Annotated in this window: 16 protein-coding genes and 2 pseudogenes; 12 read left to right on the top strand and 6 right to left on the bottom strand. The window is 53.0% G+C overall.

Features of this window, described 5'->3' with window-relative positions; translation table 11 throughout:
* Window positions 1-302 precede the first annotated feature (302 nt).
* From KIF87_RS08000 to KIF87_RS23260, 3 genes and pseudogenes are all read right to left on the bottom strand, one after another.
* A pseudogene (locus KIF87_RS08000) lies at window positions 303-671 on the bottom strand (phage integrase); the annotation flags it as partial.
* An 82-nt stretch (window positions 672-753) separates the two neighbouring features.
* The gene (locus tag KIF87_RS07995) at window positions 754-2,430 is read right to left on the bottom strand and encodes an SNIPE associated domain-containing protein (protein ID WP_213328429.1); all 1,677 of its coding nucleotides are present in this window, start codon (window positions 2,428-2,430) and stop codon (window positions 754-756) included.
* An 80-nt stretch (window positions 2,431-2,510) separates the two neighbouring features.
* Window positions 2,511-2,645: a hypothetical protein gene (locus KIF87_RS23260; protein ID WP_349628214.1), complete on the bottom strand. Its 135-nt coding sequence runs from the start codon at window positions 2,643-2,645 to the stop codon at window positions 2,511-2,513.
* Between the two features lie 161 nt (window positions 2,646-2,806).
* On the opposite strand from KIF87_RS23260, the pseudogene KIF87_RS23255 reads away from it, so the two are divergent.
* Window positions 2,807-2,944: pseudogene (locus KIF87_RS23255) on the top strand (regulator); the annotation flags it as partial.
* A 172-nt stretch (window positions 2,945-3,116) separates the two neighbouring features.
* On the opposite strand, the gene KIF87_RS23250 reads toward KIF87_RS23255, so the two are convergent.
* Window positions 3,117-3,698 (bottom strand): GIY-YIG nuclease family protein, encoded by a 582-nt coding sequence (locus KIF87_RS23250; protein WP_249665837.1) that lies wholly within the window; start codon window positions 3,696-3,698, stop codon window positions 3,117-3,119.
* A gap of 123 nt (window positions 3,699-3,821) precedes the next feature.
* Between KIF87_RS23250 and KIF87_RS07980 the strand changes: the two genes are divergently transcribed.
* Complete coding sequence (locus KIF87_RS07980; RefSeq protein WP_213328421.1) at window positions 3,822-4,076, top strand: hypothetical protein; 255 nt, start codon at window positions 3,822-3,824, stop codon at window positions 4,074-4,076.
* A 205-nt stretch (window positions 4,077-4,281) separates the two neighbouring features.
* Here KIF87_RS07980 and KIF87_RS07975 read toward each other — a convergent pair whose 3' ends face one another.
* Window positions 4,282-5,967, bottom strand: coding sequence for an aspartate:alanine antiporter (locus KIF87_RS07975; RefSeq protein ID WP_014169303.1), 1,686 nt, complete (start codon window positions 5,965-5,967; stop codon window positions 4,282-4,284).
* Between the two features lie 273 nt (window positions 5,968-6,240).
* On the opposite strand from KIF87_RS07975, the gene KIF87_RS07970 reads away from it, so the two are divergent.
* Window positions 6,241-6,615, top strand: a complete 375-nt coding sequence (locus KIF87_RS07970; RefSeq protein ID WP_213328420.1) for an inner membrane protein YbjM — start codon at window positions 6,241-6,243, stop codon at window positions 6,613-6,615.
* Window positions 6,616-6,645: 30 nt separating this feature from the next.
* On the opposite strand, the gene KIF87_RS07965 is transcribed toward KIF87_RS07970, so the two are convergent.
* Window positions 6,646-6,915, bottom strand: coding sequence for a GrxA family glutaredoxin (locus KIF87_RS07965; protein WP_006809455.1), 270 nt, complete (start codon window positions 6,913-6,915; stop codon window positions 6,646-6,648).
* 184 nt (window positions 6,916-7,099) lie between these two features.
* On the opposite strand from KIF87_RS07965, the gene nfsA reads away from it, so the two are divergent.
* The 9 genes from nfsA (at window position 7,100) to rlmC (ending at window position 15,590) form a co-directional block, all read left to right on the top strand.
* Window positions 7,100-7,822, top strand: a complete 723-nt coding sequence (nfsA, locus tag KIF87_RS07960) for a nitroreductase NfsA (protein WP_213328419.1) — start codon at window positions 7,100-7,102, stop codon at window positions 7,820-7,822.
* Between the two features lie 69 nt (window positions 7,823-7,891).
* Window positions 7,892-8,794: a 30S ribosomal protein S6--L-glutamate ligase gene (gene rimK / locus KIF87_RS07955; RefSeq protein ID WP_024907857.1), complete on the top strand. Its 903-nt coding sequence runs from the start codon at window positions 7,892-7,894 to the stop codon at window positions 8,792-8,794.
* Window positions 8,795-8,857: 63 nt separating this feature from the next.
* On the top strand, window positions 8,858-9,334 hold the full coding sequence (locus KIF87_RS07950) for a YbjN domain-containing protein (RefSeq protein ID WP_032658273.1): 477 nt from the start codon (window positions 8,858-8,860) through the stop codon (window positions 9,332-9,334).
* Window positions 9,335-9,685: 351 nt separating this feature from the next.
* Window positions 9,686-10,798, top strand: coding sequence for a spermidine/putrescine ABC transporter substrate-binding protein PotF (gene potF, locus KIF87_RS07945; RefSeq protein ID WP_213328418.1), 1,113 nt, complete (start codon window positions 9,686-9,688; stop codon window positions 10,796-10,798).
* Window positions 10,799-10,941: 143 nt separating this feature from the next.
* A complete protein-coding gene (potG, locus tag KIF87_RS07940) occupies window positions 10,942-12,075 on the top strand; it encodes a putrescine ABC transporter ATP-binding subunit PotG (RefSeq protein WP_024907855.1) in 1,134 nt (377 codons plus the stop codon).
* 9 nt (window positions 12,076-12,084) lie between these two features.
* Entirely contained in the window at window positions 12,085-13,038 is a 954-nt protein-coding gene (potH, locus tag KIF87_RS07935; RefSeq protein ID WP_213328417.1) for a putrescine ABC transporter permease PotH, read from the top strand.
* Window positions 13,035-13,880 (top strand): putrescine ABC transporter permease PotI, encoded by an 846-nt coding sequence (potI, locus tag KIF87_RS07930; RefSeq protein WP_047648224.1) that lies wholly within the window; start codon window positions 13,035-13,037, stop codon window positions 13,878-13,880. The genes potH and potI overlap by 4 nt, the downstream gene beginning before the upstream one ends.
* A 65-nt stretch (window positions 13,881-13,945) precedes the next feature.
* Window positions 13,946-14,419, top strand: a complete 474-nt coding sequence (locus KIF87_RS07925; RefSeq protein ID WP_029739448.1) for a YbjO family protein — start codon at window positions 13,946-13,948, stop codon at window positions 14,417-14,419.
* A 40-nt stretch (window positions 14,420-14,459) separates the two neighbouring features.
* Window positions 14,460-15,590: a 23S rRNA (uracil(747)-C(5))-methyltransferase RlmC gene (gene rlmC / locus KIF87_RS07920; RefSeq protein ID WP_213328416.1), complete on the top strand. Its 1,131-nt coding sequence runs from the start codon at window positions 14,460-14,462 to the stop codon at window positions 15,588-15,590.
* The last annotated feature ends 38 nt before the right edge of the window (window positions 15,591-15,628 follow it).

Genomic DNA, 15,628 nt, shown 5'->3' with positions numbered 1-15,628 from the left:
AAATGTTTAAAATGTTTAAAATGTTTAAAATGTTTAAAATGTTTAAAATGTTTAAAATGTTTAAAATGTTTAAAATGTTTAAAATGTTTAAAATGTTTAAAATGCGGTCTTACTAGTAAAAATTCTTCTCCATAGTGACTGCAGGGTTAAATTTTAATGCTGTTTCGAGATGGCCGAGGCACGATGAGCATAGCGCATGTTCTCGAATGGATTTAGTGCTGTCTATTCTCCAGGTCGGACCAGCGCACTAAAACTCTGCTCAGGTAGCTTTATTCAAGTTTGATAGTTACCAGGCTGGCTCACTTCTCGTTGAAGTAGAATTCACCCGTCAGGCGCTTGTCACGGTAATACGCGAAGAATTTGGAAATGAGATCTGTAGCGAGAGAGTTTCCGAGTACATCGACCATCAGGATCAGCTTGTTGAAAACATGCTCACCAGCGGTTAGGGATTTGCCATGAAGTTTGAATCAGAGTTCAACTACCTCTTTCAGAGTTCGACGGTCTACCGATTCACCCAGCCAGGGCTTAGCTTCAGCCTCATCCATCGTATGACGCTCAAAAGCCAGTGCTTCACCTTTAGTGGCGAACTGCTTACGCACACGACGCCCGCTTCGTCCGGAGGAGTATCATTCGCAAATCCATTTTCCTGTGTCGAGTTTTCGTACTGCCATAAAAAAGCCCTCATGTCTGAGGGCTAAATTTAACTGTATATACAAACAGTAGTTGATTTATGATTACGTGAAATCACCTTTGTCAGGCAACAACGATTTCTTCGTTTGCAACCTGTGCGGCTGAGCGTTCATTCTCAATTGCGAGAGACTCTCTATATTCTTTGGCATCTGCAAACATCGTCCAATGTGCATCGATATTCATATTGGCTACAGTTGATTTAATATCTTTAATGCCGACATTAAAGAATTCTTTCCGAGAATTAACCTTGTTAACCTGTTTTTCATTAAATACTTTATGCAAGTGATTCTCTAATGATGGTGCATCATCACTGTAGATCATTGCATGTACATCAAAGGCGAATGGAACACTGGCATCACCAAGTTCACGAACACGGTCTAGAGGTTCGAGGCGTCTCGTCATGCCAATTTTATAAACATTTTCGCCGAACGAACCTATATTACTAATTACATAGACATGACCTGAGCGTGTTTGTTGAGCCATCGAAATTGCACGCTGGTTTTTGGCCTCAGCCTCTTCGAATTTAATTTGTAATTCAGCCAGTTTCTGCTCAAGAGCGAGTCGTTGCTCTTCACCTGCAAGCATCAACTCTTTAGTAGCCTTGTCTATAGCCTGCTGAATTGTTTTCTCTTCTTTCTCGGCTTCTTTTATCGCTCTTTCGTATTCTCGACGTGCTTTTTCTTCTTCGTGCAACTGCTCCTTGATATGCCTTTGTTCTTCTTTTTCTTCGAGCATAATTTCATTAACTGCAACGCCCCATTTAAGTTCGTTGAGTCGCGCCTGTAAGTATATATCAGTGATCTTAGCCGACCTAAAAGCTGAGCCGTTATAATTCACAAGCTGAAATGCATCTTTAATTTCTTGAGAAAGCTTACCGTAATTGTTATGTTTTATTTTTGAAAGTGTACTATCAACTTTTCCATTGAACGCATCTAATACAAATTTTATTGCAGTGTTACGTCTATTAGGTTCGACATAATCACAATTTGCCGCTTTGCTTGTGTTGATTAGAGATTTTGTTAACTCTCTGGCTTTTTGGAGTTCTCTGCCTGCATCAGTAAATTCATAATTCGCTGCAAGTTCATCCAGAACGCTTCGGTTTGGAACAATCCATTCATCACCGTAACCTTCAATTTTATTTTTCATTGACTTGGCTACAGCTTGGTAGGTTTCTGCAAATTCTTTCGCTTCATATGCAGAGCCAGCGATTTCTTTTGCTCTGCTCTCTGCATCAGCGACTATTTTCATTGCGTTATCATTAGCATTGGAGATTAGCTCATCGGCCCTACTATTTGCGTTATCCAATCGTTCCTTGGCTTTTAAGCGAGCATTGCGAGCATCTTTAGTTATCACAACTACTTCGTTGTTGGCATTACTTATCGTTAGTCGGGCTTGGTTATTTGCTTCTAAAACGATGCTGGAGGCTTTAAGTTGTGCTTCATTCACGGTGCTTTTAGCAATCGACTCTGCTGTTTTTATCGTCTTTTCTGCATCCAGAACCGCACTATGCAGTTCTTCATATCGCCACAATGGAGCAGCTCTCCCCTCCAGATCTGAGTGCTCTCGTATAGCATTCGCTAAATGTTCTTGGCTTTCACTCAATTCATTCGAAAGAGTTATATTGCGGTCATTAAGTGCCTTGATCTCGATCTTATGTTGTTTGCTCTTCTTGAGCAAAATGACAGCCAAGATGGGAGAGAGTATGGCTAACAGCAAAACTACAACAAGAAACAAATCTATTTTTAAATCCTTTTACTGAATCAGTATGAAACTGTTGTGCTTCTTATACATGCAATAAATTCTATATATGAAAAAGCGCATTAAAAATTATTTTCCATAGTGGAAATCTTAATCATGCCTTTCGGCAGCCGTATAATCAGTCTAACGGAATAGGCCCAATCAATATTGATCAACAAGTGCGCATCTAATACTTTCGTGAATTTTTGACAATAGATATATGTATTACAACCATCACTAAAAACAATCGGAGATGAAGATTGGTAGGAAGAAATGGCGCGTCAAAAATGTAAGTACCCTCATCAACCATTATCAGTTTTGTTTCCATTTGTGTGCTTGTCCCGTTTACAAACGGCTCACCACAAGGCAGTAGGAGGTGTTGCACCATGACCCTAATATTGCAATTTCTCTGAACAAACTGCACGTCACTCTGGAACGCTATAGCGAGCTAACTGGGCTGCCTGTTGACACCCTAAACGACATGCCAGCAGATGGCTGGTTGCCATGTCATCGCATGCATTAATATATTGAGAAATGCTGCATTTGGTAAATCTGTACGGCTATGTGGTCATACCATAATGCACAAACTTGAAAGGAATACCTGAACAGTTAACGTAATGCCGTTGGTTCGTCGCCTGAGATGTGCCGTTTATTTTTTCAACTGCACAGCGGCGGACTTCCTGAGCCAACTATTCTGCCATTGCAGTTTGATCAACAATCTCCATGATCTTACGTCTGCTAAATCCTGTTTCGTTCGCGATCTCCATCAGTTTGGCTTCTGCCATAGCTTTGCTGCGCATTTCTGAGAGCGTTGGCTTAAAAGGATGAGTGTTACCTTGAATGTTTAATGGGAGCGGAATACTTCTTATCAGCGCTTCTTCCAGCACCCAAGGTTCTTCGTCTGCTACCCAGTATACTTTTGCATTCTGTTCCATCCAAAGATCGAGCCATTGTTCCCCAGCATGGGTAAATGTCGTTCTGTTTCCCCTTCCAACCCGACGGAGGGGATAATTGCTTACTGCCGCAAGCAAAACACCTAGCGTTCGTCTCAGCGTAGAGCCTTCGGCATTTCCGCTGTAGTGAGTTTTGATGCGTGTTTTGAGATTGGCTCGACTATTAGGTTTCCCTTTTTTGTCGGGAGAAATACCAACATAAAGCAGAGTTAGCCCATCATGAGTTAGGCAACCTTCTGTTGGAACGCCCGGCGGGATTTCTTTGAACCACCAAAAATAGACTCCGTTGATGGCGGGAATGGGTGTTGGTCGACTCATAACTTCCGTTCTGTTAAATGTCTTGTCAGGATAAAAATTGAACACTGATATTCTCCGCGCTGATTTATCCGGGTATTTTATGGGATCATCAACTGGGATTGCTTGATTTACTTAGGGGAAGATATGAGTTTAACAGTGACGACACAGCAGGTGGATACCTGGAAGAAACGTATTCAAAGGGATGGGTTGAAAGGTTCGACCTACTTTTGTCAGCAGAGCGGTGCTGTGTGGGTATCTGCATCCGTTGACCACCAGGCAATATGTCAGCGAATTTTAGGGCAAGATTCGGGAACAAGCTCTCTGTCGAGTTACCTGCGCTGGGATGATGTGAGTGCGGTTGATCTGGTTGAACTGCTGTATGCGATTGAAACGGCGTAGAAAGGCTTTGCCTATGGCTATTTGCCACAAGGACACGAACTTCAGACAACAAAAAACCCATCAACCTTGAACCAAAACGGCGGGGTTGATGGGCTCCACAAATTGGGGACATCAAAGAAAAGCAGTGGCACTAGTTATGACTGCCCCCTGATAAAAAAGTTCTGCGCGTAACGAAAATATTTTCCACCACGCGCAAACTTAGGAGTTATCCGAGTCCAGGCCAGATGATGATGATCAGTGTACCCGCCAGCGTCAGCAGCACGTTAGCGATAGCGTACGTGCCTGCATACCCCAACGCCGGGATGTTGCTGCGCGCGGTATCGCTGATGATTTCCATCGCAGGCGCACAGGTGCGCGCGCCCATCATTGCCCCGAAGAGCAGAGCGCGGTTCATGCGCAGCACGTAGGCGCCGAACAGGAAGCAGATCACCACCGGCACCAGGCTGACGATAAGTCCGGAAACCAGCATCTGCCAGCCGACGGCGCCCAGGCTGTGGCCGATACCGCTTCCCGCGCTTAAGCCCACGCCCGCCATAAAGACCATCAGACCGAACTCTTTCACCATGTTCAGTGCGCCCTGCGGAATGTAGCCGAAGGTCGGGTGGTTCGCTCGCAGGAAGCCCAGCATGATCCCGGCAAACAGTAGCCCGGCGGCGTTACCGATGCCGAAACTGAAGTTGCTGAACTGGAAGGTGATCATCCCGATCATCAGGCCAACTATAAAGAAGGCACAGAAGGCCAGCAGGTCGGTGACCTGGCTGTGAATGGAGATAAAGCCGATGCGGTCGGCAACGGTTTTCACGCGTCGTGCATCGCCGCTGACCTGCAGAACGTCGCCTTTGTTGAGCACGACGTTATCGTCGATAGGCATCTCAATCTGGCTGCGGATCACGCGGTTGAGGAAGCAGCCGTGGTCGGTCAGCTTCAGCTGCGCCAGACGGCGGCCAACGGCGTTATGGTTTTTCACCACGATCTCTTCGGTGACGATGCGCATGTCGAGCAGGTCGCGGTCGAACACCTCTTTGCCGTTACGGAAACTCGGGTCAAGACGGGCGTGGGCGTCCGGGTAACCCACCAGCGCGATGTCGTCGCCCATCTGCAGCACCGCGTCGCCGTCCGGGTTCGCCAGAATGCCGTTGCGGCGGATACGTTCGATATAGCAGCCCGTCTGGCGGTAAATCCCCAGCTCGCGCAGGTTTTTGCCGTCAGCCCATGCCACCAGCTCTGGCCCGACGCGATAGGCGCGGATCACCGGGAGATAGACTTTACGTTTGGAGTCGGTATCGAGACCGCGCTCGCGCGCGATTTGCTGGGCGCTGGTCTGCAGATCCTGGTGCTGCAGTTTTGGCAGGTAGCGTGCGCCGACAATCAGGCTCACCAGACCAATCAGATAGGTCAGGGCATAGCCCAGGCTCAGGTGGTCGAGCGCGGTAGAGAGCTGCGCGCCGGCCATGCCGGAATGGCGAAGGGTATCACCGGCACCCACCAGCACGGGGGTGGAGGTCATGGAGCCTGCCAGCATACCGGCCGTTAACCCGATATCCCAGCCAAACAGTTTACCCAGCCCTAAGGCGATCAGCAGCGCGCTGCCGACCATAACCAGCGCCAGCATCAGATAATTTTTGCCGTCGCGGAAGAAAATTGAAAAAAAGTTTGGTCCTGCTTCCACGCCAACACAAAAAATAAACAGCATAAAACCTAAGTTGAGCGCGTCCGTGTTAATGCTGAAGTGCTGCTGGCCTAATAATAAGGAGACGACTAAAACGCCAATGGAATTACCAAGTTGAACTGAACCCAGGCGCAATTTACCCAGGCAAAGGCCCAGCGCCAGTACCACAAATAATAACAGGATGTAATTCCCATTTAACAAGTCTGCGACGTTTATATTCACGGAGGCTAACTTCTTGTTTACCAGTAAGTTGTTGAATGAAAGGACTTTTTGGGCTACTGTTTTCTGGGTCAGGGAAAGGCGTTAACGCTCCCTGTTTCCTGCTTTATTCCCTAAAACATTAGCTGGCGTGTAGTTTAATCGCATTAGCTACTGACAGCTACTGATTATCGCATCACCCTGTGCGTACTTTGGCAAGGATTGCCGCACTGCTTTATCTGACTGGGCGTCTACCCGACGAAGGTATATTTGATAGAGATAAGTCAGGAGGATAGTTTGAACATTAAACGAAACTGGGCGGGGGTGATCAGCTGCTTTTTGCTGTTCACCGTCGTGTGCATGTCGCTCGCTTTTAATGTGAAAGGGGCATTCAGGGCGTCGGGCCATCCGGAGCTGGGGCTGCTCTTTTTTACGCTGCCGGGTGCCGCAGCCAGCTTTCTCTCCCGTAAAGGGGAGGTGGCGAAACCGCTGCTGGGCGCCATGCTGGCCGCACCGCTGTGTCTGCTGCTGATGCGCTTGCTGTATGTGTCGACGAGAAGTTTCTGGCAGGAGCTGGCGTGGTTGCTGAGCGGCGTCTTCTGGTGCGCCCTTGGCGCGCTGTGCTATTTGTTTGTGTGCAGTCTGATTAAGCATCGACGGCACCACAATTAAAAACGCCCTCAGGGTGAGGGCGTCTTAGCATTACTGAGCGGCAAACAGGCCCAGATGCTCTTTGGCGTAAGCTTCAAAGTCAGTGCAGCCGCCGATGTGTTTCTGATCGAGGAAGATCTGCGGTACGGTTTCAACCGGCTTGCCGACGGTTTTTTCGAGATCCGCTTTGGTGATGCCTTCCGCGTGGATATCCACGTAGCGGAAGTTGAAGTCATCGCGCTCTTCGGTCAGTTTCTCAGCCAGCTCTTTCGCGCGCACACAGTAAGGGCACCCTGGACGACCAAAAATTACTGCAAACATTTCTCTCTCCTCAAAAATCAAGCCTGACGGCGAATAGGACATATAGTGCCCGATAACCTGCCGCCATTAAAGAAGGTTTCGCCTGTCGCTTTGATACAGTCAGGCTATGTTTCGCCAATTACATCACGTAAATCATTGCCTATACTGGCTGGCATAAGGTTTAAGCAAGACAAAGAGAGACAAGATGACACCAACGATTGACCTGCTCCGTTCCCACCGTTCCATTCGCCACTTCACCGATGAGCCGATTACCGAGGCGCAGCGTGCCGCGATTATCGACAGCGCCAGGGCGACCTCCAGCTCCAGCTTTCTGCAGTGCAGTTCCATTATCCGCATCATCGACCCGGCCATGCGCGAGCAGCTGGTCACGCTGACCGGCGGGCAGAAGCATGTGGCTCAGGCGGCGGAGTTCTGGGTGTTCTGCGCCGACTTTAACCGCCACCTGCAGATCTGCCCTGAGGCCGAGCTGGGGCTGGCCGAACAGCTGCTGCTGGGCGTGGTGGATACCGCACTGATGGCGCAAAACGCCTTCACGGCGGCGGAGTCGCTGGGGTTAGGTGGTGTCTACATCGGCGGCCTGCGTAACAACATCGAAAGCGTGACCGAGCTGCTGAAGCTGCCAAAACACGTGCTGCCGCTGTTCGGCCTGTGCCTCGGCTGGCCTGCGGATAGCCCGGATCTAAAGCCGCGCATTCCTGCGGCGATGCTGGTGCACGAAAACCACTACCAGCCGGTCGATCAGGACGTTCTGAATCAATATGATGAAGAGCTGGCGAACTACTACATGACGCGCGGCAGCAATAACCGTCGCGATACCTGGACTGACCATATTCGTCGCACCATCATTAAAGAAAATCGCCCGTTTATTCTTGATTACCTCCACAAACAGGGATGGGCGACGCGATAGTCCATTCCTCCTGCGCTTGCCTGCGTATATGATACGCAGGCTTTTTCCATGTCTTCAGAGAGGTGCAGGGTGAAAATTGCCATATTGTCCCGGGATGGAACGCTCTATTCATGTAAGCGCCTGCGTGAGGCGGCGGCGAAACGCGGGCATCAGGTTGAGATCCTCGACCCGATGTCCTGCTATATGAACATCGACCCGGCCGCCTCGTCGATTCACTACAAAGGCCGCAAGCTGCCGCACTTTGATGCGGTGATCCCCCGCATCGGCTCTCAGATAACCTATTACGGCACCGCCGCGCTGCGCCAGTTCGAGATGCTGGGCAGCTATCCGCTCAACGAATCCGTCGCCATATCCCGCGCCCGCGACAAGCTGCGCTCGCTGCAGCTGCTCGCCCGTCAGGGGATCGATCTCCCCGTCACGGGTATTGCCCATTCACCGGACGACACCAGCGATCTTATCGACATGGTGGGCGGTGCGCCGCTGGTCATCAAGCTGGTGGAAGGTACGCAGGGCATTGGCGTGGTGCTGGCGGAGACGCGCCAGGCGGCGGAGAGCGTGATTGACGCCTTTCGGGGCCTCAATGCCCACATTCTGGTGCAGGAGTACATCGAAGAGGCGAAAGGGCGCGACATTCGCTGCTTCGTGGTCGGCAATGAAGTGGTGGCGGCCATTGAGCGGCAGGCGAAAGAGGGCGACTTCCGCTCTAATCTTCACCGCGGCGGCATTGCAAGAATTGCTGATATCAGCGACCGGGAGCGGGAAATTGCCGTCAAAGCGGCGCAAACCCTGGGGCTGGACGTGGCGGGCGTAGACCTTCTGCGGGCGACGCGCGGGCCGCTGGTCATGGAGGTAAATGCTTCGCCGGGGCTGGAAGGCGTGGAAAAAACCACAGGTGTCGATATTGCGGGTAAAATGATCTCATGGATCGAGCGTCATGCCACGCCGGGTTACTGTCTGAAAACGGGCGGTTAAATGGTATTGAACGCACTTTTTGCGTAATCTATGCGAAGTTTTTATTTAAGAGGCTGCACAGCGATGGATTTACAGGTCGTACCTACACTGGATACGTTACGTCAATGGCTTGATGATGCCGGAATTACGTTCTTCGAATGCGATTCCTGCCAGGCGCTGCATCTGCCTCATATGCAGAATTTCGACGGCATCTTCGATGCCAAAATCGATCTCATTAACGACGTGATCCTTTTCTCCGCGCTGGCCGAAGTGAAGCCGTCTGCGCTGCTGGCGCTGGCCTCCGACCTGTCAGCGATCAACGCCAGTTCTTTGACGGTGAAAGCATTTCTCGACATACAGGATGATAATCTGCCAAAACTGGTCGTTTGCCAGTCTTTATTCTCCGGTGCCGGGCTGTCATTCAAGCAGTTCTCCGCGTTTATGCGCTTGAGTGAAGAGCAAATTTCCATGGTCATGATGGAAGCCAATGCACACCATCTGCTGTATAGCGCGGAAGATGATGCAGAGAATAATGATGCATCTCCCAATTTTCTTCACTAAGCCTGTCTGACTTTTGCGCAGTCGCTGCCATAGCGGCTGCAGAAGGCCATTTTTTCTGCTGCTTTTAACCTTTCTTTAAAGAATTTTTCACCTCCCTGAAGGCCGTTTCGGCTTATCACGTAGACATAACCTGCATAAAAAATTGATAAAAGGCGTTTTTTCGTCTGGGCTATAGCCGGAGACACGGGCTACAGTTATTCTTGCGGTGCTTAAAAAAGCGAGCGGAAACTGCCGGGTAAAGAGGTTTCTTTTTATTTTGGGCAGAGCGACAAACTATGCATGATTATTGCATATCTTCAGATTGCACAGTTTTAGTTCGTTTGTTAACGAGCTTTCAGAAGGAATAAAGATATGATCGCCTTGAATAAAAAATGGTTATCGGGTCTGGTTGCGGGTGCTCTGATGGCCGTCTCTGCCGGCACGCTCGCTGCGGAACAAAAAACGCTGCACGTTTACAACTGGTCTGACTATATCGCGCCGGACACGGTGGCGAATTTTGAAAAAGAGACCGGCATTAAAGTGGTCTACGACGTTTTCGATTCCAACGAAGTGCTGGAAGGGAAACTGATGGCGGGCAGCACCGGGTTTGATCTCGTGGTGCCTTCTGCAAGCTTTCTGGAGCGTCAGCTGACGGCAGGCGTCTTCCAGCCGCTGGATAAGAGCAAGTTACCTAACTGGAAAAACCTCGATCCGGAAGTGCTGAAGCTGGTGGCTAAGCATGACCCGGACAACAAATACGCCATGCCTTACCTGTGGGCGACTACCGGCATCGGCTACAACGTTGATAAAGTCAAAGCGGTTCTGGGCCCGGACGTCAAGCTGGACAGCTGGGACGTGGTGCTGAAGCCGGAAAACCTTGAGAAGCTGAAAAGCTGCGGCGTCTCCTTCCTCGATGCGCCGGAAGAGATTTTCGCGACCGTGCTGAACTACCTGGGCAAAGACCCGAACAGCAGTAAAGCCGATGATTACACCGGCCCGGCGACCGATCTGCTGCTGAAGCTGCGTCCAAACATTCGTTACTTCCACTCGTCTCAGTACATCAACGACCTGGCGAACGGCGACATCTGCGTCGCGATCGGCTGGGCAGGGGACGTGTGGCAGGCGGCTAACCGCGCGAAAGAGGCGAAGAACGGCGTGAACGTCTCTTACTTCATTCCGAAAGAGGGGGCGCTGGCTTTCTTCGACGTCTTCGCAATGCCGGCTGATGCGAAAAACAAAGACGAAGCCTATCAGTTCCTCAACTACCTGATGCGCCCTGACGTGATCGCCCACATCAGCGACCATGTTTACTACGCGAACGGTAACAAGGCCTCCGTGCCGCTGGTAAGCGAAGAAATCCGTAACAACCCGGCTATCTATCCGCCGGCGGATGTGTTCGCCAAGCTCTTCACCCTGAAAGTTCAGGATCCAAAAATTGACCGCGTGCGTACCCGCGCGTGGACCAAGGTGAAAAGCGGTAAATAACGGCGTTGGGTATTGTTGCCCGGTGGCGCTAACGCTTACCGGGCCTCTACAACCCGTAGGCCGGGCAAGCGTTAGCGCCGCCCGGCGATGCGCACCCTGACGGTGCGTTTGCACCAGTATTGATCTATGCCGGAGAACACCCCGTGAATGACGCGATCCCCCGCCCGCAGGCGAAAGTCCGTAAAGCGCTGACCCCGCTTCTTGAAATTCGTAACCTCACCAAATCTTTCGATGGCCAGCATGCCGTGGACGACGTCAGCCTGACTATCTATAAAGGCGAAATTTTTGCCCTTCTGGGGGCTTCTGGCTGCGGTAAATCGACCCTGCTGCGTATGCTGGCCGGTTTTGAACAGCCCACCGCCGGGCAAATCATGCTCGATGGTGTGGATCTCTCCAGCGTGCCGCCGTATCAGCGCCCGATTAACATGATGTTCCAGTCCTACGCGCTGTTTCCCCACATGACGGTGGAGCAGAACATCGCCTTTGGCCTGAAGCAGGACAAGCTGCCGAAGGCCGAAATTACCGCGCGCGTGGCCGAAATGCTGAGCCTGGTGCACATGCAGGAGTTCGCGAAGCGTAAGCCGCACCAGCTCTCCGGCGGCCAGCGCCAGCGCGTGGCCCTGGCCCGCAGTCTGGCAAAACGGCCGAAATTATTGCTGCTCGATGAGCCGATGGGTGCGCTGGATAAAAAACTGCGCGACCGTATGCAGCTCGAAGTGGTGGATATCCTCGAGCGCGTGGGGGTGACCTGCGTGATGGTGACCCACGACCAGGAAGAAGCGATGACCATGGCCGGGCGTATTGCGATCATGAACCGCGGGAAGTTCGTGCAGATTGGCGAGCCGGAAGAGATTTATGAGCACCCGACCACCCGCTACAGCGCGGAGTTCATTGGCTCGGTTAACGTTTTCGAAGGGCTGCTGAAAGATCGTCAGGAGGATGGGCTGGTCATCGAATCGCCGGGGCTGCAGCATCCGCTTAAGGTCGATCCTGATAACTCGGTGGTGGATAACGTGCCGGTCTACGTCGCGCTGCGTCCGGAAAAGATCATGCTCTGCGAGGATCCGCCTGCCGATGGCTATAACTTTGCCGTGGGCGAAGTGGTGCACATTGCCTATCTGGGCGATCTGTCCATCTATCACGTGCGCCTGAAAAGCGGGCAGATGCTCAGCGCGCAGCTACAGAACGAACATCGCTATCGCAAGGGGCAGCCGACCTGGGGTGACGAAGTGCGCCTGTGCTGGGACGCTGACAGCTGCGTCGTGCTGACGGTATAAGGAGCGATCATGAGCACACTTGAACCTTCAGCTCGCGTAGAAAAGTCGGGCGGCTTTGCCGGTTTACTGACGCGCATGCAGATGAAACACGGCCGCAAGCTGGTGATCGCCATGCCGTACGTGTGGCTGATCCTGCTGTTCCTGCTGCCGTTCCTGATTGTTTTCAAGATAAGCCTGGCGGAAATGGCGCGGGCGATCCCGCCCTATACCAACCTGCTGGACTGGGCCGACGGGCAGCTGACGCTGACGCTCAATCTCGGCAACTTCCTGCAGCTCACCGACGATCCGCTCTATTTCGAAGCGTATCTGCAGTCGCTGCAGGTGGCGGCGATTTCGACGCTCTGCTGCCTGGTAATGGGCTACCCGCTGGCGTGGGCGGTGGCGCACAGCAAGCCGTCGACGCGTAACATCCTGCTGCTGCTGGTTATCCTGCCGTCGTGGACCTCGTTCCTGATCCGCGTTTACGCCTGGATGGGGATCCTAAAAAACAACGGCGTGCTGAATAACTTTCTCATGTGGCTCGGGGTTATCGATCAGCCGCTGACGATCCTGCACACCAACCTCGCGGTCTATATCGGCATTGTGTACGCCTATCTGCCGTTTATGGTGCTGCCGATCTACACGGCGCTGACGCGCATTGATTACTCGCTGGTGGAAGCGTCGCTCGATCTCGGTGCCCGCCCGTTAAAAACCTTCTTCAGCGTCATTGTCCCGCTGACCAAAGGCGGCATTATCGCCGGGTCAATGCTGGTCTTTATCCCGGCGGTCGGGGAGTTTGTGATCCCGGAACTGCTCGGCGGCCCGGACAGCATCATGATTGGCCGCGTGCTGTGGCAGGAGTTCTTCAATAACCGCGACTGGCCGGTGGCCTCGGCGGTGGCGATTGTGATGTTACTGCTGCTGATCGTGCCGATCATGTGGTTCCACAAGCATCAGCAGAAACAGATGGGAGATCACGGATGAACAACTTACCGGTAGTGCGCTCCCCGTGGCGAATTGCGATCCTCGTTGTCGGCTTTACCTTCCTGTATGCGCCGATGCTGATGCTGGTGATCTACTCCTTCAACAGCTCCAAGCTGGTGACGGTCTGGGCGGGCTGGTCGACGCGCTGGTACAGCGAGCTGTTCCACGATGATGCGATGATGAGCGCGGTAGGGCTGAGCCTGACCATTGCCGCCCTGGCGGCGACAATGGCGTCGGTGCTGGGCACGATCGCCGCGCTGGTGATGGTGCGCTTCGGCCGTTTTCGCGGCTCGAACGGGTTCGCCTTTATGATCACCGCGCCGCTGGTCATGCCGGACGTGATCACCGGTCTCGCGCTGCTGCTGCTGTTTGTGGCCCTGGCGCACGCCATCGGCTGGCCGGCGGATCGCGGCATGCTCACCATCTGGCTGGCGCACGTCACCTTCTGTACGGCCTACGTGGCGGTGGTGATCTCCTCGCGCCTGCGCGAGCTGGATCGATCCATTGAGGAGGCGGCGATGGATCTTGGCGCGACGCCGCTGAAGGTCTTTTTCATCATCACCCTGCCGATGATTATGCCGGCGGTGATCTCCGGCTGGCTGCTGGCGTTTACGCTATCGCTGGACGATCTGGTTATCGCCAGCTTTGTCTCCGGACCGGGCGCGACGACGCTGCCGATGCTGGTCTTCTCCAGCGTGCGCATGGGGGTCAACCCGGAGATCAACGCCCTGGCCTCTATCATCCTCGGCGTGGTCGGAATTGTCGGATTTATCGCCTGGTATTTGATGGCGCGCGCGGAAAAGCAGCGCGTGCGCGATATCCAGCGTGCAAGACGCGGCTGAAGGATTTAAAATTTCCAGTGATGTGCCGCGCATGACGCGGCACTGTTTTTCAGGGAAGTAAAACATTGGGATTATTAAAAAAATCACGTACTACGCACGCGCGGCCTAACGTACCTGCACTGGTTCAGGTGGCGGCGCTCGCCATTATTATGATCCGCTGCCTGGACGTGCTGATGATTCTGAACACCCTGGGCGTGCGCGGCATCGGTGAATTCATTCACCGCAGCGTGCAGACGTGGAATCTGACGCTGGTCTTTTTGAGCAGCCTGGTGCTGGTGTTTATCGAGATCTACTGCGCGTTTTCGCTGGTCAAAGGGCGCAACTGGGCGCGCTGGGTCTATCTGCTGACGCAAATTACCGCCGCCAGCTATCTGTGGGCCGCCTCGCTGGGATACGGCTACCCGGAGCTGTTCAGCATTGCCGGTGAATCCAAACGCGAGATCCTGCGCGCGCTGTTTATGCAAAAACTCCCGGACATGCTGGTTCTGTTTCTGCTTTTTATCCCCGCCTCCAGTCGGCGGTTCTTCCGCCTGCAATAATGTGTATAATCGCAGCCCTCGTGATCCTTAAGGTTTTCATATGCAGTGCGCACTCTATGACGCCGGACGCTGCCGCTCCTGTCAGTGGATAGAACAGCCGGTCTCTCAACAACTCACCGCCAAAATGGCCGACCTGCGACAGCTGCTGGCAGCGCACGCGGTGGGCGAGTGGTGCGCACCCGTCAGCGGCCCGGAGCAGGGTTTCCGTAATAAAGCCAAAATGGTGGTCAGCGGCAGCGTTGAAAAACCGCTGCTGGGGATGCTGCACCGCGACGGCACGCCGGAAGACTTAACCGACTGCCCGCTGTATCCCGCCTCGTTTGAGCCCGTCTTTGCCGCACTGAAACCGTTTATTGCGCGTGCAGGGTTAACGCCTTACAACGTCGCCCGCAGGCGCGGCGAGCTGAAATACCTTCTGCTGACCGAAAGCCAGAAAGACGGCGGCATGATGCTGCGCTTCGTGCTGCGTTCGGAAGCCAAGCTTGAGCAGCTGCGCGCGGCGCTGCCGTGGCTTCAGGAGCAGCTGCCACAGCTTAAGGTCATTACGGCGAATATTCAGCCGGTGCATATGGCGATCATGGAAGGGGAGAAAGAGATTTTCTTCTCCGAGCAGCATGCGCTGGCCGAAAGCTTCAACGGCGTGCCGCTGTGGATCCGTCCGCAAAGTTTCTTCCAGACTAACCCGACCGTGGCAAGCAGCCTGTACGCTACCGCCCGCGACTGGGTTCGTGCGTTAAACATCCAGCATATGTGGGATCTCTTCTGCGGCGTGGGCGGCTTTGGCCTGCACTGCGCCACCCCAGAAATGCAGCTCACCGGAATAGAGATCTCTGCCGAAGCGATTGCCTGCGCGAAACAGTCCGCCGCCGAGCTGGGGTTAACGAATCTGCACTTCCAGGCGCTGGACTCCACGCAGTTTGCGACCGGCCAGGGCAACGTGCCGGAACTGGTGCTGGTCAACCCGCCGCGCCGCGGCATCGGGAACGCGCTGTGCGACTACCTGAGCCAGATGGCACCGGAGTACATCGTCTATTCCAGCTGTAACGCACAGACCATGGCGAAAGATATCGCCAGCCTGCCGGGCTACCGCATTGAACGCGTGCAGCTTTTCGATATGTTCCCGCATACCGCGCATTATGAAGTGTTGACGTTGTTGGTGAAAACGCGCTAATCCTAAACATCGCCCGGTGGCGCTGCGCTTACCGGGCC

The sequence above is a fragment of the Enterobacter sp. 120016 genome, assembly GCF_018383635.1.
Lineage (GTDB): Bacteria > Pseudomonadota > Gammaproteobacteria > Enterobacterales > Enterobacteriaceae > Enterobacter > Enterobacter asburiae_D.
The sequence above is the reverse complement of the archived record's forward strand: the minus strand, read 5'-3'. Positions and strand labels throughout refer to the sequence as shown.

Excerpts from the sequence above, each read along its gene's own strand:
- KIF87_RS23250 (WP_249665837.1), bottom strand. The coding sequence starts at position 3,698 with ATGAGTCGACCAACACCCATTCCCGCCATCAACGGAGTCTATTTTTGG.
- KIF87_RS07980 (WP_213328421.1), top strand. The coding sequence starts at position 3,822 with ATGAGTTTAACAGTGACGACACAGCAGGTGGATACCTGGAAGAAACGT.
- KIF87_RS07965 (WP_006809455.1), bottom strand. The coding sequence starts at position 6,915 with ATGTTTGCAGTAATTTTTGGTCGTCCAGGGTGCCCTTACTGTGTGCGC.
- nfsA (WP_213328419.1), top strand. The coding sequence starts at position 7,100 with ATGACACCAACGATTGACCTGCTCCGTTCCCACCGTTCCATTCGCCAC.
- KIF87_RS07950 (WP_032658273.1), top strand. The coding sequence starts at position 8,858 with ATGGATTTACAGGTCGTACCTACACTGGATACGTTACGTCAATGGCTT.
- potF (WP_213328418.1), top strand. The coding sequence starts at position 9,686 with ATGATCGCCTTGAATAAAAAATGGTTATCGGGTCTGGTTGCGGGTGCT.
- potH (WP_213328417.1), top strand. The coding sequence starts at position 12,085 with ATGAGCACACTTGAACCTTCAGCTCGCGTAGAAAAGTCGGGCGGCTTT.
- potI (WP_047648224.1), top strand. The coding sequence starts at position 13,035 with ATGAACAACTTACCGGTAGTGCGCTCCCCGTGGCGAATTGCGATCCTC.
- rlmC (WP_213328416.1), top strand. The coding sequence starts at position 14,460 with ATGCAGTGCGCACTCTATGACGCCGGACGCTGCCGCTCCTGTCAGTGG.